Annotated in this window: 18 protein-coding genes; 2 read left to right on the forward strand and 16 right to left on the reverse strand. The window is 73.4% G+C overall.

Translation table 11 applies throughout. The features are described from left to right. The 3 genes from A8711_RS09580 to A8711_RS09590 are packed head-to-tail and all read right to left on the reverse strand — an operon-like array spanning nucleotide 1 to nucleotide 1,908. Nucleotides 1–642, reverse strand: coding sequence for a DUF3618 domain-containing protein (locus tag A8711_RS09580; RefSeq protein ID WP_064448718.1), 642 nt, complete (start codon nucleotides 640–642; stop codon nucleotides 1–3). After that, the gene (locus tag A8711_RS09585; RefSeq protein WP_064448735.1) at nucleotides 639–1,091 is read right to left on the reverse strand and encodes a phage holin family protein; all 453 of its coding nucleotides are present in this window, start codon (nucleotides 1,089–1,091) and stop codon (nucleotides 639–641) included. Before A8711_RS09585 ends, A8711_RS09580 begins: the two co-directional genes overlap by 4 nt. Nucleotides 1,092–1,122: 31 nt before the next feature. After that, the gene (locus A8711_RS09590) at nucleotides 1,123–1,908 is read right to left on the reverse strand and encodes a hypothetical protein (protein ID WP_064448719.1); all 786 of its coding nucleotides are present in this window, start codon (nucleotides 1,906–1,908) and stop codon (nucleotides 1,123–1,125) included. A gap of 209 nt (nucleotides 1,909–2,117) precedes the next feature. On the opposite strand from A8711_RS09590, the gene A8711_RS09595 reads away from it, so the two are divergent. Further along, a complete protein-coding gene (locus tag A8711_RS09595) occupies nucleotides 2,118–2,582 on the forward strand; it encodes a DUF4383 domain-containing protein (protein WP_197494991.1) in 465 nt (154 codons plus the stop codon). Between the two features lie 44 nt (nucleotides 2,583–2,626). Here the strand turns inward: A8711_RS09595 and A8711_RS09600 are convergent, their stop codons facing one another. The 10 genes from A8711_RS09600 to A8711_RS09645 all read right to left on the reverse strand — a co-directional run bounded on the left by A8711_RS09600 (nucleotide 2,627) and on the right by A8711_RS09645 (nucleotide 15,742). Continuing rightward, nucleotides 2,627–3,076, reverse strand: a complete 450-nt coding sequence (locus A8711_RS09600; protein WP_064448720.1) for a GNAT family N-acetyltransferase — start codon at nucleotides 3,074–3,076, stop codon at nucleotides 2,627–2,629. A 59-nt stretch (nucleotides 3,077–3,135) separates the two neighbouring features. Continuing rightward, a complete protein-coding gene (gene obgE / locus A8711_RS09605; protein ID WP_064448721.1) occupies nucleotides 3,136–4,587 on the reverse strand; it encodes a GTPase ObgE in 1,452 nt (483 codons plus the stop codon). Between the two features lie 89 nt (nucleotides 4,588–4,676). Then, complete coding sequence (gene rpmA, locus A8711_RS09610; protein ID WP_013288010.1) at nucleotides 4,677–4,931, reverse strand: 50S ribosomal protein L27; 255 nt, start codon at nucleotides 4,929–4,931, stop codon at nucleotides 4,677–4,679. Between the two features lie 11 nt (nucleotides 4,932–4,942). After that, entirely contained in the window at nucleotides 4,943–5,257 is a 315-nt protein-coding gene (rplU, locus tag A8711_RS09615; protein WP_018787289.1) for a 50S ribosomal protein L21, read from the reverse strand. Nucleotides 5,258–5,551: 294 nt separating this feature from the next. Continuing rightward, complete coding sequence (locus A8711_RS09620) at nucleotides 5,552–8,983, reverse strand: ribonuclease E/G (protein WP_069087990.1); 3,432 nt, start codon at nucleotides 8,981–8,983, stop codon at nucleotides 5,552–5,554. 130 nt (nucleotides 8,984–9,113) lie between these two features. Continuing rightward, the gene (locus A8711_RS09625; RefSeq protein ID WP_083296969.1) at nucleotides 9,114–9,833 is read right to left on the reverse strand and encodes a TIGR03936 family radical SAM-associated protein; all 720 of its coding nucleotides are present in this window, start codon (nucleotides 9,831–9,833) and stop codon (nucleotides 9,114–9,116) included. A gap of 367 nt (nucleotides 9,834–10,200) precedes the next feature. Further along, nucleotides 10,201–11,640: a type VII secretion-associated serine protease mycosin gene (gene mycP / locus A8711_RS09630; protein WP_069087991.1), complete on the reverse strand. Its 1,440-nt coding sequence runs from the start codon at nucleotides 11,638–11,640 to the stop codon at nucleotides 10,201–10,203. Nucleotides 11,641–11,650: 10 nt separating this feature from the next. Beyond that, complete coding sequence (locus tag A8711_RS09635; RefSeq protein ID WP_069087992.1) at nucleotides 11,651–13,138, reverse strand: hypothetical protein; 1,488 nt, start codon at nucleotides 13,136–13,138, stop codon at nucleotides 11,651–11,653. A 13-nt stretch (nucleotides 13,139–13,151) separates the two neighbouring features. Next, nucleotides 13,152–13,589: a hypothetical protein gene (locus tag A8711_RS09640; RefSeq protein WP_030503083.1), complete on the reverse strand. Its 438-nt coding sequence runs from the start codon at nucleotides 13,587–13,589 to the stop codon at nucleotides 13,152–13,154. 167 nt (nucleotides 13,590–13,756) lie between these two features. Further along, entirely contained in the window at nucleotides 13,757–15,742 is a 1,986-nt protein-coding gene (locus tag A8711_RS09645) for a TIGR03960 family B12-binding radical SAM protein (protein ID WP_043328969.1), read from the reverse strand. A gap of 217 nt (nucleotides 15,743–15,959) precedes the next feature. Here A8711_RS09645 and A8711_RS32760 point away from each other — a divergent pair, with 217 nt between their 5' ends. Next, on the forward strand, nucleotides 15,960–17,882 hold the full coding sequence (locus tag A8711_RS32760; RefSeq protein ID WP_069087993.1) for a hypothetical protein: 1,923 nt from the start codon (nucleotides 15,960–15,962) through the stop codon (nucleotides 17,880–17,882). Nucleotides 17,883–17,886: 4 nt separating this feature from the next. On the opposite strand, the gene A8711_RS09655 is transcribed toward A8711_RS32760, so the two are convergent. The 3 genes from A8711_RS09655 to A8711_RS09665 all read right to left on the reverse strand — a co-directional run bounded on the left by A8711_RS09655 (nucleotide 17,887) and on the right by A8711_RS09665 (nucleotide 23,754). After that, the gene (locus A8711_RS09655; protein WP_069087994.1) at nucleotides 17,887–18,579 is read right to left on the reverse strand and encodes a 1-acyl-sn-glycerol-3-phosphate acyltransferase; all 693 of its coding nucleotides are present in this window, start codon (nucleotides 18,577–18,579) and stop codon (nucleotides 17,887–17,889) included. A 143-nt stretch (nucleotides 18,580–18,722) separates the two neighbouring features. After that, the gene (ileS, locus tag A8711_RS09660; protein ID WP_069087995.1) at nucleotides 18,723–21,893 is read right to left on the reverse strand and encodes an isoleucine--tRNA ligase; all 3,171 of its coding nucleotides are present in this window, start codon (nucleotides 21,891–21,893) and stop codon (nucleotides 18,723–18,725) included. Between the two features lie 301 nt (nucleotides 21,894–22,194). Continuing rightward, nucleotides 22,195–23,754: an alkaline phosphatase gene (locus A8711_RS09665; RefSeq protein WP_069087996.1), complete on the reverse strand. Its 1,560-nt coding sequence runs from the start codon at nucleotides 23,752–23,754 to the stop codon at nucleotides 22,195–22,197. Between the last annotated feature and the right edge of the window lie 180 nt (nucleotides 23,755–23,934).

A 23,934-nucleotide genomic window follows, 5' to 3' on the forward strand; every position in this document is an offset into this window, starting at 1 on the left:
TCAGGAGGACCGCGCCTGCTCGGCGCTGTGCCGCACGTCCTGCGCGGCGGCGCGGCCGTCGTCCTTGACCGCGTACGCGGCGTCCTGCGCGGTGGCCTTCACCGACTCGGCGGCGTGCTGCGCGGGCTCGCGCAGCTCCTCCTTCAGCTCACCGGCGACCTCGCCCAGCTTCTCCTTGACCACGCCGCCGTGCTCGGCGGCCTTCTCCTTGACCTGCGCGGCGACCTGCTGCTCGCGGCGGGTGGCGGGGATCAGCGAGGAGACCAGCATGCCGACGCCGAAGGCGATCACGCCGGCGGCGATCGGGTTGCCCTCGGACTTGCGCCGCACCACCTGCGGCGCCCGGTGGGCGGCGTCGCCCACCCTGGCGGCGGCCGAGTGCGCCTTGTCGCCCACCGTGGAGGCCATCGAGGAGGCGTGGTCGCCCACCGAGTGGGCGGCGTGGCCGGTGCCGTGGCCGAGGTCCGATGCGGTTCCCATCACCTTGTCCTTCACGTTCGTCAGCGCGCTACGTACGCGCTGCTTGCGGTCGTCGACGATGCGGCCCGGGCTGACCTTGTACGCCAGGGCGTCCACGTCCGAGCTGAGGTTGTTGCGGGTGGCTTCGATCTCGCGGCGGATCTGCTCTGGATCGGTGCTCATCGGATGACTCCCTCCGGGTGCGGCTTGAGCGCGTCGGGGATGCGCTGCACGCTGTCGTTCGTCTGCTTCAGGCCGCGGATCCGCTCGGCGTTCTTCTTGCCCATCGAGTACAGGACCGCCGCGACAGCGGCCCAGACGACGGCCACGATCAGCGCGGCCAGCCCGGAGTCCATGACGTTGTCGAGGAACTGCCAGATCGCGATCGAGACGAAGAGCGCCACCATGTAGCCGCCGAAACCGGCGCCGCCGAACAGGCCGGCGGCCTTGCCCGCCTTCTTGCCCTCCTGGCGGATCTCCGCCTTCGCCAGTTCGACCTCCTGCCGCATCAGCGTGGACAGGTCCGTGGTGACCTGGCGCATCAGGTCGCCGAGCGAGCTGCCGCGCACCTCGTCGGCGTGGGGCGGGGCGCCCGCCGCCTGATAGCCGGGGTCCTGCGTGGGTACGGTCATGCCGTCGCCTCCCTTCTGCCGGTACGGCCGGTCACGGGCGGGGAGCGCCGGTGGACGGGACGCCCGGCAGCGGGTCGGTGCGCTCCGGCGGCGGCAGCGGCTGACCGGTGCCACCCGCCGGGTCGGCCCAGGTGTTCGGGGCGCCGCCGGTCGGGTAGGTCGCGCCCGGCGCGGAGTAGCCCGGGTCCGGCTCGGCGTAGCTGCCCGGCGTCGGGTCGAGGTAGCCGCCCGGCGGCACCTGGTCCGGCACCTCACGCGCGGTCGGGATGACGGCCGTGCGGTCCGGGTCGTACGCCGGCCGCGCGCCGCTGTTGTCGTCGCCGAGCGCGGTGATGTTGCGGGTGAGCCGCCCGGCGACCACGCCGAGCAGCGCGGCGCCGACGAGGAACGTGCCGGGGTTGCGACGGGCGTAGTTCTTCACCTCGTTGAGCAGGTCGCCCGGCTCGCGCTGCTCCAGCCAGCCGGCCACGCCGTGCACCCGCTCGGCCGCCTGGTGGGCCAGCTCGGTGACCGGGCCGGAGCCGCCACCCTGCTGCGCCATGGTGCGCATCTCGTCGGCGAGCGACCGCAGGCCGCTGGCGGCGCGCTGCTGCTGCTGACCGGCCTGGGCGGTGACCTGGCTGCGGGTCTCGCCGTAAAGGTCGCGGGCCTGTCGCTTGGCCTCGCCCACCACCTCCCGACCCTGCTCCTTGGCGGTCTGCGCCACGGCGCCACCGGCGCTCGCGGCGTCGGAACCCACCTGGCGGGCCTGGTCACGCACGCCGCCGCCGTTCGTCGACTGGTACGTGGCAGAAGTCGGGGAAAGATCCTGAGTCATGATGTCCCTTCCGCTCGTGTGTTTCCCAGCGGGTGTTCTCGGGGGGTACGCGGATTTGTTTCCGCATGACAATCGCCCTACCCCCGGTCGACCGGTCCATGCCTGATTCGTGATTTCTCTGCGGGAGCGACCCGCTCCGGTCAGAGAATGGAATGCCTGCCCGCCCGGGCGGCGGCGAGTCCACGGGGGTGACAGGGATGGCACGTGACGTGCGCGAACACGCGCCCGCCCGGCCTACGGTGCAGAAGGTCGCCCTCGCGGCGGCAGCCGTCTTCGCGCTGATCGGCGTGCTCGGTTTCGTACCCGGCATCACCACGCACTACGGCGAGATGACGTTCGCCGGGCACCACTCCGAGGCGAAGCTGCTCGGGGTGTTCCAGGTGTCGGTGCTGCACAACCTGGTGCACCTGCTGTTCGGCCTGGTCGGTCTGGTCATGGCGCGGCGGCTGGCCGGGGCGCGGGTGTTCCTCGCCGGCGGCGGCGCGCTCTACCTGGTGCTGTGGCTGTACGGCTTCGCCATCGACCGGGATGCCTCGGCGAACTTCGTGCCGGTGAATGACGCCGACAACTGGCTGCACCTGTTCCTCGGTTTCGGCATGCTCGCGGCCGGCCTGCTGCTCAACAACAACCTCGGCACCGGCACCCGGGTGGAGGCCCCGTTCGACCGCCCTTGAGCAGGCGCGAGCGGGCCGAGAGGTCCGGCGATGGTGTTCGAGCGTCAGGCCGCCACCGGCAGCCGCTTGGCGAAGCAGACGCTGTACGGGTTGTCCACGTACTCGCCGTACACCGGGATCGGCTCGTAGCCGCTGGACCGGTAGAGCGAGATCGCGGCCGGCAGGTAGGTGCCCGTCTCCAGGCACACCGTGCGGTGCCCCGCCCGGAACGCCAGTTCCTCCAGCGCGACGAGCAACTGCCGGGCGATGCCCCGCCCCCGGAACGCCGGTCGCACGTACATCCGCTTCAGCTCACCGGTGTCGGCGTCGAGCGCCTGGAGCCCACCGCAGCCGACCGCCCGGCCGCCCACCACGGCGGCCAGGTAGTGGATGTCGGTGTGCACGACCGTCACCTGCCCGTCCAGCCCGCCGTCCGCGTCGCGCAGCTCACGCTGCTGGGCGACGACGAGCGCGGCGATCTCCGGGTCGGTGGCGGGACGGGACTCGATCAACATGCCCGTACGCTAGATCCGCCGGATTTCGCGCAGGTTTCCCGCCACCGTCCCGCAGACGGCTACTCGACGTCCGCTTCCGCCGCCGGCGCGGCCTCGACCTCGTCCTCCGGGCGCACCCGGCGGGCCTTGCGGGCCGCCAGCCGGTCGGACGCCGACGGACGGTTCGACTTCTCCTCCAGCCGCACGTCGGTGCCCCGGTTACCGGGTACGAAGTCGACACCGGCGTAGAGCGTCGGTTGCCAGTCGAACTCCCGTTCGCCGATGCGCACCAGGTCACCGGCCTGCGCGCCGGCCTTGGCGAGCTTCTCCTCGACGCCGAGGCGGGCCAGCCGGTCGGCCAGGTAACCCACCGCCTCGTCGTTGTCGAAGTTGGTCTGCTTCACCCAGCGCTCCGGCCGGCTGCCGCGCACCGTGTACGAGCCGTCCGGCTCGGCCTCGATGGTGAAGCCGGCGTCGTCGACCGCCTTCGGGCGGATCACGATCCGGGTCGGCTCGGCCGGCGGGGCGGCCTGGCGGCCCTGCTCGACCAGCTCCGCCATCGCGTACGTCAGCTCGCGCAGGCCCTCGCGGGTGGCGGTGGAGACGTCGAAGACGCGCAGGCCACGGGCCTCCAGGTCGGGGCGGACGATGTCGGCGAGGTCCTTGCCGTCGGGCACGTCGACCTTGTTGAGCGCGACCAGCCGGGGCCGGTCGGCGAGCCCGCCGTACTGGGACAGCTCCGACTCGATGGCGTCGATGTCGGCGAGCGGGTCGCGGCCGGGCTCCAGCGTCGCGGTGTCGACCACGTGCACCAGCACGGCGCAGCGCTCGACGTGGCGGAGGAACTCCAGGCCCAGGCCCTTGCCGCTGGCCGCGCCCGGGATCAGGCCCGGTACGTCGGCGACGGTGAAGGTGTGGTTGTCCACCCGGACCACGCCCAGGTTCGGCACCAGCGTGGTGAACGGGTAGTCGGCGATCTTCGGCTTGGCCGCGGAGATCACCGAGATCAGCGACGACTTGCCGGCCGACGGGAAGCCGACCAGGCCCACGTCGGCGACGCTCTTGAGCTCCAGCACCACGTCCAGCCGGTCGCCGGGCTCACCCAGCTCGGCGAAGCCGGGCGCCTTGCGGCGGGCGTTCGCCAGCGAGGCGTTGCCGCGTCCGCCCCGGCCGCCCCGGGCCGCCTCGAACGTGGTGCCCACGCCGACCATGTCGGCCAGGACCTCGCCGTCGAGGCTCTGCACCACGGTGCCGTTGGGCACCTTGATGACCAGGTCGCGGCCGTTCGCGCCGTCCCGGTTCGAGCCGGCCCCGCCCTTGCCGTTCTCGGCCTTCAGGTGGGGCCGGAAGTGGAAGTCGAGCAGCGTGGTGACCTGCGCGTCGACCACCAGGGACACGCTGCCGCCGTGGCCGCCGTTGCCGCCGTCCGGCCCGCCGAACGGCTTGAACTTCTCCCGGTGGATCGAGACACAGCCGTGCCCGCCGTCGCCAGCCTGCATGTGCAGGACGACCCGGTCAACGAACGTCGTCACGACGCCAATCCTTCCAGCGGGGTCCGCCCCGCGCGTGAAAAGGCGAAGCGGGCCGGGACCAGAGGTCCGCGGCCCGCTTGGCCAGAAAACTACTGCTGCGGCACGATGCTGACGGTCTTGCGACCGCGCTTGGTGCCGAACTGAACCGAGCCGGCGGCCAGCGCGAACAGCGTGTCGTCGCCGCCACGGCCGACCAGGTCACCGGGGTGGAACTTGGTGCCACGCTGACGGATGAGGATCTCACCCGCGCTGACGACCTGACCACCGAAGCGCTTCACGCCGAGCCGCTGGGCCGCGGAGTCACGGCCGTTACGCGAGCTGGACGCACCCTTTTTGTGAGCCATTGGAGGACGACCTACTTCCCGCTGGAGATGCCGGTCACCTTGACCTGGGTCAGCGGCTGGCGGTGACCCTGGCGCTTGTGGTAGCCGGTCTTGTTCTTGAACTTGTGGATCCGGATCTTCGGGCCCTTGGTGTGCGCGGCGATCTCGCCGGACACCGCGACCTTGGCGAGCTTCGCCGCGTCGGTCACCAGGTCGTCACCGTCGACGAGGAGCACCGCGGTGAGCTTCACCGCGTCGCCGGGGGCACCGGCGAGCTTCTCGACCTCGATCACGTCGCCCTCGGCGACCTTGTACTGCTTGCCGCCGGTCTTGACGATCGCGTACATCGGAGGCGGACTCCCTGTCGTTGAGGCTGCTGGCGTCTGTTCCACCGCTGCCGGTTGTCACACCGTCGGCGGTCGTTCCCACGGCGTCTCGCCGGGAGCCGTGACACCGGCGGCGCGGGCACGCGGGAACTCGGCACACCAAAGTGCGCCGCAGGCAAGCCTACGCCATACCCGGCCCGCTCCCCAAACCGGGCTGCCGGTAGGCGGCTCTTCCGCGCGGCCCACCGGCACGACAGGGCCCCCGCGCCACACGCCAGGCGTGGATCGGGGGCCCTGTTCGCGCAGGTCAGTGCCCTACGGCCGGGTACGCCGCCGGGCGCCGCCACGGCGGGTCCGCCGGCGCGGGGCGCCGCTGTCGTCGTCGCTGTCGCCGTCACCGATCGCGTCCGGGTCGTCGGCGGCGGCCAGCCGGGCCGAGTCGCCCTCCTGGCTGTCCGCAACCGCCGGGGCGGCGGGCGTGTCCGTCTCGAACCGGGACAGGTCGTAGCCCTGGGTGTCGTAGTAGTCGTCGTCGGTCTCGACCACCTCGGCGACGGTCCGCTCCGGCGGCGCGACCGCAGCGGGCGGCTCGGTGGCGGCCTGCGGCTGCGCGGCCGGTTGCTCCGGTACGGCCTCCACGGCCGGCTTCTCCGCGGCGGCCTTGCGGCCCCGGCGTCGGCCGCTCTTCTCCTCGGCCGGCGCGGCGACCGCCGAGGCGACCGCCTTGACCTTCTCGCCCGCGCCGCCGCGCGGCTTCTCCGGCACCGGCTCGGTGTGAATGATCACGCCCCGGCCCTTGCAGCACTCGCAGGTCTCGCTGAACGCCTCCAGCAGGCCCGCGCCGATGCGCTTACGGGTCATCTGCACCAGGCCGAGCGAGGTGATCTCGGTGACCTGGTGCTTGGTGCGGTCCCGGCCCAGGCACTCGGTGAGCCGGCGCAGCACCAGCTCCCGGTTCGACTCCAGCACCATGTCGATGAAGTCGATCACCACGATGCCGCCGAGGTCGCGCAGCCGCAGCTGACGCACGATCTCCTCGGCCGCCTCCAGGTTGTTGCGGGTGACCGTCTCCTCCAGGTTGCCGCCGGAGCCGGTGTACTTGCCGGTGTTGACGTCGATGACGGTCATCGCCTCGGTGCGGTCGATCACCAGCGAGCCGCCGGAGGGGAGGAAGACCTTCCGGTCCAGCCCCTTGAGGATCTGCTCGTCGATCCGGTACTCGGCGAACACGTCCGCCACCCCGGCGTGCCGGCGCAGCCGCGCCACCAGGTCCGGCGAGACGTGCGACAGGTACGACTCGACCAGGTCGTACGCGGACTCGCCCTCGATGACCAGCTCGCGGAAGTCCTCGTTGAAGAGGTCCCGGACCACGCGGATGACCAGGTCCGGCTCCTCGTAGAGCAGCACCGGGGCGCCGCCCTCGGTCGCCTTGGCCTGGATGTCCTCCCACTGCGCCTGCAGCCGCTTGACGTCACGCGCCAGCTCGTCCTCGCTGGCGCCCTCGGCCGCGGTCCGGACGATCACCCCGGCGCCGTCCGGCACCAGCTTCTTCAGCGCGTCCCGCAGCCGCTTGCGCTCGGTGTCGGGCAGCTTGCGGCTGATGCCGGAGGCGTTGCCGTTCGGCACGTAGACCAGGTGCCGGCCGGAGAGCGCGATGTGACTGGTCAGCCGCGCGCCCTTGTGCCCGATCGGGTCCTTGGTCACCTGCACGAGCACCGAGTCGCCGGAGCGCAGCGCCTGCTCGATCGAGCGCGCCCGGCCCTCCAGGCCGGTGGCGTCCCAGTTGACCTCGCCGGCGTACAGCACCGCGTTGCGCCCGCGCCCGATGTCGACGAAGGCGGCCTCCATGCTCGGCAGCACGTTCTGGACCTTGCCCAGGTAGACGTTGCCGGCCATGGTGGCGGACGAGTTGCGGGTCACGTAGTGCTCGACCAGCACGCCGTCCTCGAGCACGGCGATCTGGGTGCGGTCGCCGCGCTGGCGGACCACCATCACCCGGTCGACCGCCTCACGGCGGGCCAGGAACTCCGACTCGCTCAGGATCGGCGGCCGGGTACGCCGCTGCTCGCGGCCGTCCCGGCGGCGCTGCCGCTTGGCCTCCAGCCGGGTCGAGCCGGAGACGCCCTGCACCTCGTCGACCGGCTTGCGCGGCTCACGGATCTTGACGACGGTGGGCACGCCGTCCTCGGCGGCGGTGTCCGCCTCCCCCGCGCCGCGGCGGCGACGGCGGCGACGGCGGCGGGTCATCCCCTCGCCGTCGGGCTCCTCGTCCTCGGCGGACTCCTCGGTCTCGTCCTCGGCGGTCTCGGCCGCGGCGGGCTCCTCGACGTCCTCGTCGTCGGCCTCGTCGGCGCCACCCTTGCCCCGGCCCCGGCCCCGGCGACCCCGGCGACGCCGCCGCCGGCCGGCCGCCGTCTCGTCGTCCTCGTCGATCTCGGCGGACTCCTCGGCCTCGGCGGCCGGCTCCTCCTCGACGACCTCCGGCTCGGCCTCGGCCTCGGCCGGCTCGACCTCCCGGCGGGCGCGACGGCGGCGCCGGCCGGTCTCGACCGCTTCCTCGATCGGCTCCTCCGCCGCCGGGTACGTGACCTGGACGGCGGGCGCCTCGTCGGGCTGCGGCGCCATGAACAGGACGGTCGGCGCGGAGAGCGCGGCACGACGCCGCCGGGTGGTGGGCGGCGTCGGCTCGGCCGGCTCCTCGTCCACGCGCGGCACGGCGGCGCCCGTCGACACGACGCCCGTCGCGTCCGCGGGGCCGCCGCTGCGGGCCAGGTCGACCTCGTGGGTACGCGCACCCGCGGCGCTCGCGTCCTCGACGGTCCCGGCCTCGGCGTCCTCGTCCTCGACGTCCTCGCCGATGCCGGCGATCGCCTTGTCACCGACGGTGGCCCCGCTCCCGCCGGTGGTGGCAGCATCCCCGGTGGCGGTGGTCCGGTCGCCGGTGGCGGCCTTGTCGCCGGTGGCGGTGGCCGTGTCCCCGGAGGCGGCCTTGTCGGCGGTGGCGGCGCGGCGGCGGGTGCGGGACCGCCCGGCGGTAACCGTGCTCTCCGCGACGCCGGCCTGGCCCGGCGCGGTGGCCTCGGCACCGTCGATGTCGGCGCGGCCCTCGGCGATCAGGTCGCCCCCGGGCGCGGAGACCGGCCCGTCGATCACCCCGTCCGTGGCCGTCTGCCCGCCGGCGGCGGTCTCGTCCGGCGCGACGGTCTCGGCAGCCGGCGGCGTGGCCTTGCGACGACGGGTCCGGGTCACCTTGACCGGCGGCACGACCTCCTCCGAGGCGGCCTCCACACCTGCCGCGGCCACCGGCTCCTCGACCGCCTTCGCCGGGGTGGCCTTACGACGCCGCCGGGTGGTCTTGGGCGCGGTGTCCAACTCTCCGGCGATCGGTGCGAGCACCTCGGCCTGCGGCGACTCGCCGCTGCCGGTCGCCGCGGTGGACGCCTCGACCGGCGCGTCGGTCTGCTCCGGCTGGTTCAGCGGGGCGGCCTTGCGACGGCTGGCCCGCTTACGGGCCGGCGGCTTGGTCTCGGCGACGCCCTCCAGGGCGGCGACGCCTTCAGCGGTGGCGCCTTCCGCACTGGCGACGCCCTGGGCGGTGCTGTCGTCGGCGCTGCCGGAGGCGGCACCCTGGGCGCCGGCGGAGGCCGCGCTCGCGGCGCTGCCGGAGGCGGTGGCGGCGTTGTCGGCGGGCGTCCCGGTCGGCTCTGCGCCGGTCCGTTCGCCGCCCTCGGGCTCGTTCTCGAGCATGGACGTTCTCCAGTTCTGGCTGCCCCGGGCGCGGGTGAGCGCTGCCACGCAGGGTTGCCGCAAAGGTGTTTCCGCCGGGCGCGCAAACGCGCGACCGCCGAAGTCTGCCTGCCAGAGCGTTGACCGACGGTCAGCGCTCTCCGATGGTTGCCCCGTCGCGATCCGCTTCCAACGGATCGACGATCTCGCCCTGCGCGGTCAGCGTGCCCTGCGCCAGCCGAATCACCTTCGGGGTGACCGGCGGCTCCAGGGCGGCCACCGCGCGGAGGCCGGACAGGACGTCATCGGGCCGAACGGACGGGGTGACCTGCCGCACGACCAGTTCGAGTATCGCACACGGTACGGCCGCCGCTTCGGAAGGCGTCTCAGACGGAGACACCACATCGATGGACACCACTGCCGCACGGGCGTCGAACGTACGCCGCCCCTGCTTGGTCATCCGCTCGACCAGGACCTCCTCGGCGGCGGTGAAGGCCGCCACGGCCCCCGCCAGCACCTTCGGGTCGACCTCGGGCAGCTCGATCCGCCAGTACGACGCCTCGATCCGGTCGGCGAGGCTGCCGCCGGTGGCCTCCACCGCGTCGAGCACGTCGAGTCCGGGCGAGAGCGCGGCGTCGAGGGCCTCGCGCAGCCGCGCCGGGTCGACCGGCTCACGCAGCCCGATCTCCAGGTACTCCGCCTCGCTGGCCACACCTGTGGGCGCCGCCGAGGCGTACGAGATCTTGGGGTGTGGGGTGAAGCCCTGGGAGAAGGCGATCGGCACGCCGGCCCGGCGCAGCGCGCGCTCGAAGGCCCGGGCGAAGTCCCGGTGCGAGGTGAAACGCAGCGGTCCCCGCTTGGCGTACCGGATACGGACCCGCTGGACGACGGGGGCCTGGCCGCCCTCGGGTTGAGGCTTTCTGGCGATCGTGAGCTCCTCGGCTGTGCCTGCGTATCGGTCCCATCCTGGCGCAGCACCCACGGTGCCCCACACCCGGGGCCACCCCACCCACCCCAAACCGCCCCAAACCCCCGCCCGCCCCCGCCGTGATCAAGGAGTTCACGTCCAGCTCCCACGCCCCCGAGACCCCAAACCCCTTGATCACCCCACCCGGCCTGCCGGGCCGGGCCGACAAGGGCCGGCGATCATGAAGTTGGCGGCGGAACTGGAGATCGACATCGCCGCCAACCTCATGATCGACGGGGTGGGCCGGAGGGCCGGGAGAGGTTGGGCGGAGTCAGGAGCGGTTGTCGTGGGGCGGGGTGGGCTGGGCCGGGGGTGGGTAGGCGCCGGGGCCGGGCTGGGGGTGGGTGCCCTTGGGCGGGTATCCGTCCGGCTGGGACGGGGCGCCAGGGTGCGGTGACCTGCCCGGGCGGGCGTAGGCGCCGGGCGACGAAGGGCCGCCGGGTGGGCCGTAGCCGGGCGGCGGGCCGTAGCCGGCGGGATGGCCGGCCGGGACCGGCGGGCCCTGCTCGGTCATCCGGTCGAGCGCCTCGTCCGGGATGTCGGCGGCGCGCGCCAGCTCGCGCCGGTGCCGGCGGCGGTTCCAGATCAGGAACACCACGAGCGCCAACAGCACCACCAGCGCCACGGCGATGCCGATGCCGACCACCATGACCTGCTGGTCGGTGGGGCCGCCCCGGTCGCCGTAGTCGGTCACGTCGAAGTCTTCGTCCTCGGCCGCGGCCGGTGGCGCGGACGCGCTGGCCGGAGCGGCGCCGAGCAGCGGGTTCGCCGACACCGACGGCACGTCGGCGGTGAGCGCCGCCACCGGGTCGATCCGGCCGAAGCCGAACTGCGGGTCGCGGCCGGGCGGGCCGGCGTCCCGGGCGGTACGGATGATCCGGTTGATCACGTCGGGTGCGGAGAGCCGGGGGAACTTCGACCTGATCAGCGCCGCCACACCGGCGACGATGGCCGTGGAGTCGGACGTGCCGTCGCCCCAGCCGTACCCCCGGTCGGGTCCGATGTTGTAGACCTCGTCCCCCGGAGCGGCGACCACCGCCTCCGGGCCCTGGGCCGAGCCGGGCCAGAAGCCGCCGCCCCGGGTCGTGCCGGTCACCGCGATCACGCCGGGGATCTTCGCGGGTGAGGCGATGTCCGGGCCGAGCTTGCGGACGTTGCCGGCGGCGGCCACCACGACCACGTCGCGTTCCAGCGCGTACCGGATCGCCGCCTCTTCGCCCTCGTCGACGGCGCCGGCGTGCCCGTAGGACAGGTTGAGCACCCTCGCGCCGCCGTCCACCGCCATCCGGATGCCGGTCGCGGAGTTGCCCGCGTCGGCGCCCTTGTCGCCGGACGGCGTGCGGATGGGCAGGATCCGGGCGTCCGGCGCGACGCCGACCACCCCGGTCCCGTTCGCCGCGATGATCCCGGCCATGTGGGTGCCGTGGCCGTCCGGGTCGCGCCGGCCGTCGCCGGAGTCGAACGTGCTGCGCCCGGCCAGGAGCCGGCCGCGCAGATCCGGGTGGCCGGCGTCGGCGCCGCTGTCGACCACTCCGACCACGACACCACGCCCGGTGGAGATCTGGTGTGCCCGGTCGATCCGCAGCTCGTCGAGGTACCACTGCTCGGCCCGGCGGGGAGCGCCGACGGCGGGCTGCGCGGCCCCCAGCACCATCAGCCCGGCCGCCAGCGCGGCCACCACCGGCCGGAACGCGCCGACGTGCACCGTCATCCGTCCGTCCTCATCGCAGGATGCCCGGGGACGCACCGTCACCGGCGCCCCACGGATCGTCGTCCTCAGTCAACCACGACGAGTGGTCGCCACCGCCGCCGCCATGCCCGGCGCCGCCGTGGCCGCCCATCATCCCGCCGCCCATCATGCCCGCGCCGGCCAGGCCACCACGCGCGCCGGCCGCGCCCGCGCCTCCCGGCCCCGCGCCCGCCGCCGCCCGCAGCGCGCCGGCCGCGCTGGTCAGCGGGGGCACCTTGCCGTTGCCGCCGCCGACCATGCCGGGCAGCGCACCCACGCCCATGCCACCGGCCGCGCCGAGGCCACCGCCGCCGATGCCGCCCGCCGAACCCAGCCCGGCACCACCGCCACCGCCACCGAAGCCGGCGCCGGTGCTCAGTCCGGCGCCGCCACCGCCGAGGGTGCTGCCCGGACCGCCCGGGGTGATCGTGCCCGGCCCACCCGCGCCGGCCAGGCCGGTGCCGTATTCGGGACTGCCGGAACCCGGGGCGCCGGCGCCGGGCAGGCCGGTGCCGGGCGGGGTGTACGAGCCGCCGCCGGGGCCGCTGCCACCGAAATCGGGCACGCCGGTGGTCGGCGGGGGCGTGAACGAGCCGCCACCGCCGACACCGCCACCGCCGCCGCCGATGCCGGTGCTGCCCAGCGAGGGCATCCCGCCGCCGCCACCACCGGCACCGCCGCCACCGCCGCCGCCGGGCAGCCCACCGCCGGGCACTCCCGACGGGGGTACGCGGGGATCCGCGCGGTAGCCGTCGTCGAGCCGCCCGTCGGGCTGGGGTACGACCAGCTTGGGACGCTCGGCCTCGACCGCGGCCGGCAGCGGCGACATCGCCTTGTTGGCCGCCTGCTGGTTGTCGCGGTACCAGTTGTCCAGGTGGGACTTGGTGTCCCACCAGCCGCCGCGCTTCTGGTCGTTGGCGTTGCCGTCGATCTTCATGGTGGCTTCGAGGTCGTCGGCCTTGTCGCGGAACGCGCCGTCGGCGTAGAGCGCCTGGTTGGACTGGTAGTCGCTGCGCAGGGCGGCGAGGAAGCCGGACTGGCTCTCGCCGTCGCGCGCGTCGTCCAGCTCGGTGCCGCCGGGCAGGCTCCACTCGTTCCAGCCGAAGTTGTCCATCAGCGGGATCGGGATGCTCGCCACCGCCGTACGGATGTCGCCCTCGATCCGCGACAGCGCGCCACTGACGTTGCTGGCGTGCGTAATGAGCTCCTCGATCTCTTTGCCGATCTCGCCCAGGTGCTCGCGGTACGCGTCGCCGCCGCTGCCCTGCCAGCCGGCGAGCAGCCCGGGGAGACCGCCGGTGTGCGGGCGCTCCTGGCCGGGCGCGATCGGGCCGACGAACGAGCGGCCGACCAGCGAGTCACGCAGATGGCCGAGCGCGGTGGACAGGTTGCGCCAGCCCGCGCCGACCGAACCCACGGTCTCCGGATCCGCCGAGAGCGTCACCTCACGGACGCAGCGCTCCCAGGTGCCTCCTGCCATGACCGTCTCCCCCTCAGGCCGTGTACGGGTAGGTGGGCTGCTGCCCGGCGTCCGGCGGCGGGGCCGCGGTCTCCAGCAGCCGCTCGATGTCCTTGCCGTTCGCGGCGTTGCGGGCCTCGGCGTCGCGGAACGCCTTGGCGATGTCCTGCGTGCCCTGCTTCAGGCCGGCCAGCTTCATGGAGATGGCCTTGAGGTGGGCCTCCATGCTGGCCGTGGACCTGGTCAGCGCCGCCCACTGCATCCGGGCGTCCTCGTACGCGCCGAACGGGGTGCCGTTGGGCACCGTCTGCGCGTTGCCGCTGTCGCCCTTCATCCGCTCCTTGATGCGTTCCATCTCGTAGCCGATGGTGTCGTCGACGTACTGCTTGAGGCGCTCGACGTACTCCGCCGCGGCGTCCAGGTCCTCGACGCTGACGTGCAGATCGCCGGTATCCGGCGGATTGATGCCCATGCCTGCTGTCCTCCCCGCTACCGGCCCTGGCCGGTCCATTACGGACGCAGCGTATCGAGGATGCACCAGTCGGGGCAGCCCCACCCCGCGCACGCGCGCGGTCGCCCGGAAGGACGACGGAGCGCGGGAACCCGGTCGGGTTCCCGCGCTCCGGTACGGTCCGTGCCTCAGCCCTGGGCGGCGGCGGGCAGCTTCAGTCCATTGACCGGGGTGAGCGGCAGCAGCTTGCGGCCGGTCGGGCCGATCTGGATCTCGGTGTCCATGGACGGGCACACGCCGCAGTCGAAGCAGGGCGTCCAGCGGCAGTCGTCCTGCTCGTACTCCGACAGCGAGTCCTGCCAGTCCTGCCAGAGCCAGTCCTTGTCCAGGCCGGAGTCGAGGTGGTCCCAGGGCAGGACCTCCAGCTCCTCGCGCTCGCGGGTGGTGTACCAGTCGAGGTCCACGCCGTACGCCGGCAGCACCTCGGCGGCGGCGTCCACCCAGCGCTGGTACGAGAAGTGCTCGCTCCAGCCGTCGAACCGGCCGCCGTTCTCCCAGACCTTGCGGATCACCGCGCCGACCCGGCGGTCGCCCCGGGACAGCAGGCCCTCGATCAGCGACGGCTCGCCGTCGTGGTAGCGGAAGCCGATCGCCCGGCCCAGCGACCGGTCGCTGTTGATCGCCTGCTTGAGCAGCTTGAGCCGGCCGTCGATGACCTCCGGCCGCTCCATCGAGGCCCACTGGAACGGGGTGTGCGGCTTGGGCACGAAACCGCCGATGGAGACCGTGCAGCGGATGTCCTTGGACCCGGTCGCGGCGCGGCCGGCCCGGATCACCTCGTGCGCCATGTCGGCGATCTCCAGGACGTCCTCGTCGGTCTCGGTGGGCAGGCCGCACATGAAGTAGAGCTTCACCTGCCGCCAGCCGTTGGAGTACGCGGTGACCACGGTGCGGATGAGGTCTTCCTTCGACACCATCTTGTTGATCACCTTGCGGATCCGCTCCGACCCGCCCTCCGGGGCGAACGTCAGACCGGTCCGCCGCCCGTTGCGGGACAGTTCCTGGGCCAGGTCGATGTTGAACGCGTCCACCCGGGTCGAGGGCAGCGACAGCGAGACGTTCGTGCCGGCGTACTGCTCGGCCAGGCCGGAGCACATGTCGCCGATCTCCGAGTGGTCGGCCGACGACAGCGACAGCAGGCCGACCTCGTGGAAGCCGGAGAACTCCAGCCCTTCCTTGACCATCTGGCCGACGGTGGTGATCGAGCGCTCCCGCACCGGACGGGTGATCATGCCGGCCTGGCAGAACCGGCAGCCCCGGGTGCAGCCCCGGAAGATCTCCACCGCGTACCGCTCGTGGACCGTCTCGGCGAGCGGGACCAGGGGCTTCTTCGGGTACGGCCAGGCGTCCAGGTCCATCGTCGTGCGCTTGTGCACCCGGAACGGCACGTCCGGGCGGTTCGGCACGACCCGCTGGATGCGGCCGTCGGGCAGGTAGTCGACGTCGTAGAAGCGCGGCACGTAGACGCTCTCGGTCCGGGCCAGCCGCAGCAGCAGCTCGTCCCGGCCGCCCGGGGAGCCCTCGGCCTTCCACTCCCGCACGATGGCGGTGATCTCCAGCACCGCCTCCTCGCCGTCGCCGAGCACCGCGGCGTCGACGAAGTCGGCGATCGGCTCCGGGTTGAACGCGGCGTGCCCGCCGGCCACGATCACCGGGTCGGCGTCGGTGCGGTCGGCCGCGAGCAGCGGGATGCCGGCCAGGTCGATCGCGGTGAGCAGGTTGGTGTAGCCCAGCTCGGTGGAGAACGAGACGCCGAACACGTCGAAGTCACGCACCGGGCGGTGGGCGTCGACGGTGAACTGCGGCACGCCGTGGGCGCGCATCAGCTTCTCCAGGTCCGGCCAGACCGCGTACGTCCGCTCGGCCAGCACGTCGGGCAGCTCGTTGAGCACCTCGTACAGGATCTGCACGCCCTGGTTGGGCAGGCCCACCTCGTACGCGTCCGGATACATCAGCGCCCACCGGACGGTGGCGGCGTCCCAGTCCTTGACCACCGCGCCCAGCTCTCCACCCACGTACTGGATGGGCTTGGTCACCTGCGGCAGCAACGGCTCCAGCCGAGGCCAGACCGAGTTGGCGGCGGCGGGACGCGGGGTGGTGGACGGGGCACTCATGATGCCCAAGCGTACGCGGTGCCCCCGCCCCGCCGTCCCCAGCCGCCACACCCGCGCCCGTGTCCGCCGCGTTGATCAAGGAGTTTGCGGGCTGTCCCGCGCTCCCACCGGACACGAACTCCTTGATCACCGGAGTGGGGCCGGTGAGCGGGCGGGATTAGTCCTGGGTGGCGGGGCGGTACTAACCTCGCAACGGGCGCGAGAGGAGATAGCCGCGATGCCGCAGCCGCAGCCGGGGGCGGGCCGGCCGGCCGACGGGGCCGAGGAGCCGACCGTCATCGAGCCGGCCACCGCCGTCGACACCGAGGACGCCACCGGCGCCGCCGCTCCGGCGTCGCCGTCCGCCGCGCCGGGAGCCGCCGCACCCGAGGGCCGGCCGTCCACCACGCCGGACACCGCCGCGCCTTCGCACGACGCGGCCCCGCAGCCGGGGACCACCGAGGCCGAGACGCCCACGAACGAGGTCGACGCCACCGCGCCCGCGACGCCCACGGACAGGGTCGAGCCCACCGGAACCGAGAAGCCCACCGAGAAGGTCCAGCCCATCGAGACCGAGACGCCCACCGCCAAGGTCCAGCCCACCGGAACCGAGACACCCACCGACAAGGTCCAGTCCGCCGCGACCGAGACGGCCACGGACAGCGCTGAGGCCCTCGCCGCCGGCACCGAGACGCCCGCCGACAGCGCTGACGCCCCGGCAACCGACGCCGAAACACCCGCCGAGACCGCCGGAACACCGGCCGACAACACCGCGACAGCCGCCGGGGGGACCGACACCGTCCCGCAGGTGCCGGTCCCACGGGCCCGCGGGTCGGCCCCGGTGCCGGGCCGGACCACACCCGCCCCCACTCCCCGCACGGGCCGCCAGCCGGACCCGACCCGGATCGACGCGGCCCCGCAGCCGCCCGCGGCCACCACCACGCCGGACCCGACCCGGATCGACGCCGCGCCGCAGCCACCCTCGGCCACCACGCCGGACCCCACCCGGGTGGACAACGCCCCGAACCCGACTGGGAACGCACCGAACGCCACCCGCGTCGAGGCGCCCCGCTGGAGCGGCTCCGCCGCCGTCCCGCCACCGCCGCCGAGCCGGCCCCGCTGGGGCGCGTCCGCCGAGCCCACGCCGGTGCCGCCGTTGGACTCGCCCGAGCACGCCACGCCGGTCGACCCGTGGGAGGGGGTGGACACCGCCGGCTGGGAGCTGCACGCGCCGGAGCTGCCGCCCCTGACGCCGACGCTGCCGTACACCGCGCCCTGGTCGACGCCGAACCCCCACCCGGCCCACCCGGCGCCGCCGCAGCCGCCCCACCCGCAGCCGCCCGCCGCGCGGGTCTCCACGCCGCCGCACCACCCGGCACACCCCGCCGCACCGGCCGCCCGGCCGGTCTCACCGCCGCCGCATCACCCGGCCCGGCCGGTGTCGCCGCCGCACGCGCCGCAGTACCCCGCCGCGCCGGCCGCCCGTCCCCTGCCACCACCGGCGGCTCCCGCCCCGGCCAAGCCGGCGCGGCCGCCGAAGCAGCGCCGGGGCAAGGCCGGGCCGCCGGTCGCGCCGCCGCCGGGCTGGCAGCAGCCGCCCAAGCGGACCCGCCGACGGCGTCGCTGGCCCTGGGTGCTGCTGCTCAGCGTCGCGTGTTGCTGCGGCCTGCCGCTGTGGTGGTTCCAGCCGATCTCCAGCCAGTACCCGGCCCGCGCCAGCCTCCCGGACCAGATCGACTCGATGCGGCTGCGCCAGGACGAGCGCAGCCAGGCCGCCGCCGAGGAGCTGAAGAGCCGGGTACGCGAGTCGAACCTGCTCGCCGAGGACACGTTCGCCGGTATCTACACGACGAGCGACGGCAAGCGGGTGACGTTGTTCGGCAGCACCGGCCTGCGGTTCAGCCCGGAGTCGGACGCCAAGGCGGAGATCGACCGCCTCGCCGGGGAGTACGGCCTGAAGGAGTCGGTGAACGTGGAGACCGGCGTCCGGGGCCGGTACGCGCGTTGCGCGGTCGGCCGGGCGGACGGCGACTCGGTGGTGGTCTGCGCCTCGGCCGACCACGGCAGTCTGACCACAGGCGTGTTCACCCGGTTGTCCGTGGACGACAGCGGGCGGCTACTGAACGATCTGCGTCAGCGCGTGGTGGTGCCGAAGTCCTGACCGCTCAGGCGGTCTGCTCACCGGCGGCCTGGTCGGCGCGCTTCGGCGCGTAGCGCGGGACGTACTCCTGGCCGCTGAGCTTCTGGATCTCGGCCATCATCTCGTCGGTCATCGCGCGCAGCGACGTGCGGTCGTCGGGACGGCCGGTGAAGTCCAGCGGCTTGCCGAACTTGATGGTGATCTTGGCCCGGCCCGGTCGCGGGATCCGCGTACCGATCGGCTGGGCCTTGTCGGTGCCGGTCACGCCGACCGGGATGATCGGCACGCCGGCGGCGATGGCCAGCCGGACCGTGCCGGTACGCCCGCGGTAGAGCCGCCCGTCCGGCGAACGGGTGCCCTCCGGGTAGACGGCGACCAGGTCACCGGCCTTGAGCACCGGGATCGCCGCGTCGAACGCGGTGAGCGCGGCCCGCCCGCCGGCCCGCTCGACCGGGATCGCGCCCAGCCCGGTGAGCACGAACTTGGAGAAGCCGCCCTTGAGGCCGGTGCCCTTGAAGTACTCCGACTTGGCCCAGAACGCCAGGTGGCGGGGCACCACGGTGCCGAGCAGCAGCTCGTCGGCGACGGAGAGGTGGTTGCTGGCGAAGATCGCGCCGCCGGTCGCCGGGATGTGCTCCAAACCCTCCACGTGCGGACGGAAGGCCAACCGGAGCGCGGGCGCCACGGTGAGCTTGCCGATGGTGTAGAGCAGGGGCACGGGTCCTCCGGCGGTCGTACGTGAAACAGGCGCTGTCACGGTAGCCGACGCGGCCGTCCGTCACCGAGCGGGTGGCCCGCAGTCCACTCGCTGGGGCTGGGCCCTCCCCCACCACGGGGGCGGGGGAGGGCACCCGGTCCGGCTCAGACCTTCCGGACCGTCACTGTGACCCGCTCGCCGTCGCCGGCCTCGCCGGCGAAGCCGTCGAGACCCTCGGCGAAGTCGATGCTGTCGGCCAGCACCTCCCGGGCCACGAACTCGGTGTACGCGGCGACCGCCGCGCGTACGTCCTCGGAGGCGGAGACGGCCACCGTGATCCGGTCCGAGACGTCCAGGTCGGCGTCGCGGCGGGCCTGTTGCACGACCCGGACCACGTCCCGGGCCAGCCCTTCGGCGGCCAGCTCCGGCGTGACCTCGGTGTCCAGCACGACCACGCCCTCACCGCCTGGTAGCGGCGCGGAGTGCTCGGCGTCGGCGGCGACCAGGCGCAGCTCGTACTCGCCCTCGGCGAGCGTGACCCCGGCGGCGACCGGGGCGCCGTCGCGCAGCTCCCACTCCCCCGCCTTGACCGCCTTGATCACCTGCTGGACGGCCTTGCCGACGCGCGGGCCGAGCGCCCGCGGCACCACGGTGAGGACCTGCTGGCAGTACGCGGACACCTCGTCGGTGAGCACTACCTCCTTCACGTTGACCTCGTCGGCGACCAGGTCGGCGAAGGGCCGCAGCTGGGCGGCGACGGGCGAGGCCACTGTCAGCTTCGCCAGCGGCAGCCGTACCCGCAGGCCCTTGGCCTTGCGCAGGGACAGCGCCGCCGAGGCGACCGACCGCACGTTGTCCATCGCGGAGACCAGCTCGTGGTCGGCCGGGAACTCGTCCGCCCGCGGCCAGTCGGTCAGGTGCACCGACCGCTCGCCGGTCAGCCCGCGCCAGATCTCCTCGGCGGTCAGCGGCGCCAGCGGCGAGACCACCCGGCACAGCGTCTCCAGCACCGTCGAGAGCGTGTCGAACGCGTCAGCGTCGCCGGCCCAGAACCGGTCCCGGGACCGGCGCACGTACCAGTTGGTCAGCGCGTCCAGGTAGGACCGCACGGTGGCGCACGCGCCGGAGATGTCGTACGCGTCCATCTGCGCGCCGACGGTCGCCACCAGCTCGTTCGTCTTCGCCAGCACGTACCGGTCGAGCACGTGCGTGGAGTCGGTACGGCGACGCGCGGTGTAGCCGTCGGCGTTGGCGTAGAGCGAGAAGAAGTACCAGACGTTCCACAGCGGCAGCAGCACCTGGCGCACCGCGTCCCGGATCAGCGACTCGGTGACCGCCATGTCGCCGCCGCGCAGCACCGGCGAGGACATCAGCATCCACCGCATCGCGTCCGACCCGTAGGAGTCGAAGACGTGGTAGACGTCCGGGTAGTTGCGCAGGCTCTTGGACATCTTGCGGCCGTCCGAGCCGAGCAGGATGCCGTGGCTGATGCAGTTGCGGAACGCCGGCCTGTCGAACAGCGCGGTGGCCAGCACGTGCATGGTGTAGAACCAGCCGCGGGTCTGCCCGATGTACTCGACGATGAAGTCACCCGGGTAGTGGTGCTCGAACCACTCGCGGTTGGAGAACGGGTAGTGCACCTGGGCGAACGGCATCGAGCCGGACTCGAACCAGCAGTCCAGCACCTCCGGCACCCGGCGCATCATCGACTTGCCCGTCGGGTCGTCCGGGTTGGGACGGACCAGGTCGTCCACCGCCGGCCGGTGCAGGTCGGTCAGGCGTACGCCGAAGTCACGCTCGATGTCGGCCAGCGACCCGTACACGTCCACCCGCGGGTAGTTCGGGTCGTCGGAGCGCCACACCGGGATCGGCGAGCCCCAGAACCGGTTCCGGCTGATCGACCAGTCGCGGGCGTTGGCCAGCCACTTGCCGAACGAGCCGTCCTTGATGTGCCCGGGCGTCCAGTTGATCTGCTGGTTCAGCTCGACCATCCGGTCCTTGAACTTCGTCACCGCGACGAACCAGGACGACACCGCCTTGTAGACCAGCGGGGTGTCGCAGCGCCAGCAGTGCGGGTAGGAGTGGGTGTAGGTGTCCTGCCGCAGCACCACCCCCCGCTCCTTGAGTTCCCGGATCACCGGCTTGTTCACGTCGAAGACCTGCTCGCCCTGGTATGGCGGCACCAGCGCGGTGAACCGGGTGTGGTCGTCCACGGTCACGACGGTGGGGATGCCGGCGGCGTTGCAGACGTTCTGGTCGTCCTCACCGAACGCGGGGGCGAGGTGGACGATCCCGGTGCCGTCCTCGGTGGTGACGAAGTCCGCGGCGAGCACCTGGTAGGCGTTCTCCCCGGCCGGCTCGACCAGGAAGTCGAACAGCGGCGTGTAGCGACGCCCGACCAGGTCCCGGCCGTACACCGTGCCGACCTGCTCGTACCCCTCCAGCTCCTTGGCGTACGCGCCGAGGCGCGCGGCGCCGACGACGTAGCGCTCACCACTGCGCTCGCTGTCGGGGGAACCCCGGTGCTCCAGCACCGCGTACTCGATGTCGGGGCCGACGGCGAGCGCCAGGTTCGACGGCAGCGTCCACGGCGTGGTGGTCCACACGCCCAGCTTCACCGGCCCGCGCAGCAGCTCGGGGGCGGCGTCGTCGGCGGCCAGCTCGAACCACACCGTCAGCGTCGGGTCGTGCCGGTCCCGGTAGACGTCGTCCATCCGGGTCTCGGTGTTCGACAGCGGGGTCTCGCACCGCCAGCAGTACGCCAGCACCCGGAAGCCCTCGTAGACCAGGCCCTTGTCGTGCAGGGTCTTGAAGGCCCACATGACGCTTTCCATGTAGTCCAGGTCGAGCGTCTTGTAGTCGTTGGCGAAGTCGACCCAGCGGGCCTGCCGGGTGACGTACCGCTCCCAGTCGTGCGTGAACTCCAGCACGGAGGTGCGGCAGGCGTCGTTGAACCGGGCCACGCCGAGGTCGAGGATCTCCGCCTTGGTGGTGATGCCGAGCTGCTTCTCGGCCACCACCTCGGCGGGCAGGCCGTGGCAGTCCCAGCCGAACCGGCGCTCGACGCGCCGGCCGCGCATGGTCTGGTAGCGCGGCACCACGTCCTTGACGTAGCCGGTGAACAGGTGGCCGTAGTGCGGCAGGCCGTTGGCGAACGGGGGGCCGTCGTAGAAGACGTACTCGTTCTCGCCGTCGCGGCCGGCGTCGCGGGCCTCGACGGACGCCTCGAAGGTCTTGTCGGCCGTCCAGTGCTCCAGGACCCGGCGCTCGACCGCGGGCAGGTCCGGGCTCGCCGGGACACCGGCGCCGGACGGGTCGTGCAACGGATAGGCCATCGCCTGTCGCTCCTCAGCAGCTCACTCGTCTGTGCTCTGCGAGGACGAGCCGGATCCGGTACGCCGTGACCGGCGTCCCGGGCGTGGCCCGCGGTACCACCCCGCTTGGCGGCCGAGGTGCGACCGCCCGCTCGTTGGCCGGCTGTGACGGGCCGTCCCGTCCGGTTCTACTGGGCCGGTCACCCGGCTGTTCCTCCGGAGGCTCACCGGTGATGGCCGGGTCGTCGCCTGTGCGTTCAAGCGTACTCGACCCCCTGCCCGCCGTGCCGCGCCGCCGGGTATTCCACTGCCCGGCGAGGTGTCAGCGGCGCGACGGGGCCGGGAGGGTGGTGGTCCAGAGCGAGGCGCCGGAGCGGTCCCGCAGGTGGACCGTCAGGGCCGCCGACGGGCCGTCGATCGTGACCTCGCCGAAGTGCTGGAAGCCCTCGGCCGGGGAGGTGTTGGCGCGCGGCGGGGCGTGCACGAACACCGCCTTCGGGCCGAACGTGCCGTCCAGCGCGTTCGGGCCGAATGCGCCCGCGTGCGCCGGGCCGGAGACGAACTCCCAGAACGGGCTGAAGTCCCGCACCGCCGCACGGGCCGGGTCGTAGTGGTGGGCGGCGGTGTAGTGCACGTCGGCGGTGAGGAACACCAGTCCGGTCACCCCGGCCCGGTGCGAGGCGCGCAGCACCTCGGCGAACTCCAGCTCCCGGCCGGCCGGCGCGCCGTGGTCGCCCTGCGCCACGCCCTCCTGGGCGTCTGCCCCGTCCGGCACCACCACGCCGATCGGCAGGTCGTTGGCGATCACCTTCCAGGTGGCCCGGGACGCGCGCAGCTCCCGGATCAGCCACTCCCGCTGCGCCCTGCCGAGCAGTCCCCGGTTGCGGTCGGCGTACGTGTTGCCGTCGTTCGGGTCCTTGTAGGTGCGCATGTCCAGCACGAACACGTCCAGCAGCGGCCCGTACGACAGCTTGCGGTACATCGGCCCGCCGGCCGGCACCGGCAGCCACTCGTGGAACGCCTGCCGGGCCCGGGCGGCGAGCACGTCCACCCGCTTCTCGCCGTACCGCTCGTCGGTCAGGATCTCCCCCGGGTACCAGTTGTTCACCACCTCGTGGTCGTCCCACTGGTTGATCTGCGGCACCTCGGCGGCGAACGCCCGCAGGTGCTCGTCGAGCAGGTTGTACGCGAACTGCCCCCGGTACTCGGCGAGTGTCTCGGCCACCTTGCTCTTCTCCGGCGTCACCAGGTTGCGCCAGGTGCGCCCGTCCGGCAACACCACGCTCTCGGTCAGCGGGCCGTCGGCGTACACGGTGTCGCCGCTGCACAGGAAGAAGTCCGGGCGGCGCTCCCGCATGGCCCGGAAGATCGCCAGCCCGTCGAAGTCGGGGCTGATCCCCCAGCCCTGCCCGACGATGTCGCCGGTCCACACGAACCGCACGTCACGCCGCTGCTGCCGCCCGGGGGCGGTGGCGAACGAGCCGGTCAGCGGCTCGCTGCACAGGCCGTGCCGGTCCAGGCTCTCCACCCGTACCCGGTAGTGCAGCCGCTGGCCCGCGGGCAGGCCGCGCAGGCGGACCTTGCCGGTGAGGTCTCCGGTGGGGTCGACCACCGGGCCGCGCACCAGGCGGGCGCCGCGCAGGTCCGGCCGGCGGCTCACCTCGACCAGCATCCGGCCGGGCCGGTCCGCGCGGGTCCAGACCAGCGCCGAGTCGGCGGTCACGTCGCCGCTCTGCACGCCGTGGGTGAGCAGCGGCCGGCCGCCGGGCCGCAGGCCGGGTGCGGCGGGCGCGCCGGGCGCGCCGAGCAGCGCGCCGCCGGCGACTCCGGCGCCGGCGACCAGGCCGGCGCGGAGCAGGGCACGTCGATCGATGTGCGTCATGGGTTCTCCCGGTCTCGGCAGTGTCGCCAGCCCGGTCTACCGGCCGCAGGTGGCCGGGAACTCCGGTCGAGGTGACCGGAACGTCAACGATTGTTGTCGGCCCGGCCATGACCACCGTCACACCGCAGGCGCGTCACGCCGCGCCCGCCGTGCCCCGTCCTGTGCGCGTACCCCAACCAA

It is taken from the genome of Micromonospora sp. II, from assembly GCF_001709195.1.
Classification (GTDB): domain Bacteria; phylum Actinomycetota; class Actinomycetes; order Mycobacteriales; family Micromonosporaceae; genus Micromonospora; species Micromonospora chalcea.

Excerpts from the sequence above, each read along its gene's own strand:
- A8711_RS09580 (WP_064448718.1), bottom strand. The coding sequence starts at position 642 with ATGAGCACCGATCCAGAGCAGATCCGCCGCGAGATCGAAGCCACCCGC.
- A8711_RS09585 (WP_064448735.1), bottom strand. The coding sequence starts at position 1,091 with ATGACCGTACCCACGCAGGACCCCGGCTATCAGGCGGCGGGCGCCCCG.
- A8711_RS09590 (WP_064448719.1), bottom strand. The coding sequence starts at position 1,908 with ATGACTCAGGATCTTTCCCCGACTTCTGCCACGTACCAGTCGACGAAC.
- A8711_RS09600 (WP_064448720.1), bottom strand. The coding sequence starts at position 3,076 with ATGTTGATCGAGTCCCGTCCCGCCACCGACCCGGAGATCGCCGCGCTC.
- rpmA (WP_013288010.1), bottom strand. The coding sequence starts at position 4,931 with ATGGCTCACAAAAAGGGTGCGTCCAGCTCGCGTAACGGCCGTGACTCC.
- rplU (WP_018787289.1), bottom strand. The coding sequence starts at position 5,257 with ATGTACGCGATCGTCAAGACCGGCGGCAAGCAGTACAAGGTCGCCGAG.
- A8711_RS09620 (WP_069087990.1), bottom strand. The coding sequence starts at position 8,983 with ATGCTCGAGAACGAGCCCGAGGGCGGCGAACGGACCGGCGCAGAGCCG.
- mycP (WP_069087991.1), bottom strand. The coding sequence starts at position 11,640 with ATGACGGTGCACGTCGGCGCGTTCCGGCCGGTGGTGGCCGCGCTGGCG.
- A8711_RS09635 (WP_069087992.1), bottom strand. The coding sequence starts at position 13,138 with ATGGCAGGAGGCACCTGGGAGCGCTGCGTCCGTGAGGTGACGCTCTCG.
- A8711_RS09640 (WP_030503083.1), bottom strand. The coding sequence starts at position 13,589 with ATGGGCATCAATCCGCCGGATACCGGCGATCTGCACGTCAGCGTCGAG.
- A8711_RS09645 (WP_043328969.1), bottom strand. The coding sequence starts at position 15,742 with ATGAGTGCCCCGTCCACCACCCCGCGTCCCGCCGCCGCCAACTCGGTC.
- A8711_RS32760 (WP_069087993.1), top strand. The coding sequence starts at position 15,960 with ATGCCGCAGCCGCAGCCGGGGGCGGGCCGGCCGGCCGACGGGGCCGAG.
- ileS (WP_069087995.1), bottom strand. The coding sequence starts at position 21,893 with ATGGCCTATCCGTTGCACGACCCGTCCGGCGCCGGTGTCCCGGCGAGC.
- A8711_RS09665 (WP_069087996.1), bottom strand. The coding sequence starts at position 23,754 with ATGACGCACATCGATCGACGTGCCCTGCTCCGCGCCGGCCTGGTCGCC.